This window comes from Stenotrophomonas sp. HMWF003 (assembly GCF_003061285.1).
Classification (GTDB): Bacteria; Pseudomonadota; Gammaproteobacteria; order Xanthomonadales; family Xanthomonadaceae; genus Stenotrophomonas; species Stenotrophomonas maltophilia_AP.
The window spans coordinates 11,194-11,857 of sequence record NZ_QAIW01000291.1; the positions used below are offsets into that span (position 1 = coordinate 11,194).

At 72.1% G+C, this 664-nt stretch carries 1 protein-coding gene; it reads right to left on the reverse strand.

What is annotated here, in order from left to right:
• Positions 1-663: DMT family transporter (locus DBR34_RS12045; protein ID WP_258223863.1), on the reverse strand; the 663-nt coding region annotated here is incomplete at its 3' end.
• Between the last annotated feature and the right edge of the window lies 1 nt (position 664).

Sequence of the window (664 nt, forward strand, 5' to 3'; positions counted from 1 at the left end):
CAGCTGGCCCACCGCGGCGATGCCTCCCTGGGCCAGCCCGCGATACCAGAACATGAAGCCGACCAGCATGCTGAACACCGACACGTAGCCCAGGCTCCACCAGGCCGGTGCGCCGATGGTGGCCAACGTGGGCGGCCAGCGCATCCACATCAGCGCCACCATCAGCGGCAACGCCAGCAGCAGCGCCCAGCTGATCACCTGCCATCCACCCAGCGTGCGCGACAGCCGCGCCCCTTCGGCATAGCCCAGCCCGCACACCACCACCGCCGCCAGCATCAGCAGGTCGCCCTGCAACGACGCGGCACCGCCGCCGAGCAGCGCATAGCCGGCGACCGAGGCACTGCCCAGCAGCGAAAACCCCCAGAACGCCGGGCGCAGCCGTTCGCCGCCGCGCACCACGCCGAACACCGCCGTGCTCAGCGGCAGCAGGCCCAGGAACACGATCGAGTGCGCCGAGGACACATGCTGCAGGGCCAGGGCGGTGAGCAGCGGAAAGCCCACCACCACGCCCAGCGCCACCACCAGCAATGACGCCAGCGCGGTGCGTGCCGGACGCGGTTGGCGCAGCACCCGCAGCATCACCGCGGCGATCAGCGCGGCGATGCTGGCGCGCGCGGCGGTCAGCAGGGTGGGATCGATGTCGGCGACCGCCACGCGCGCCAGC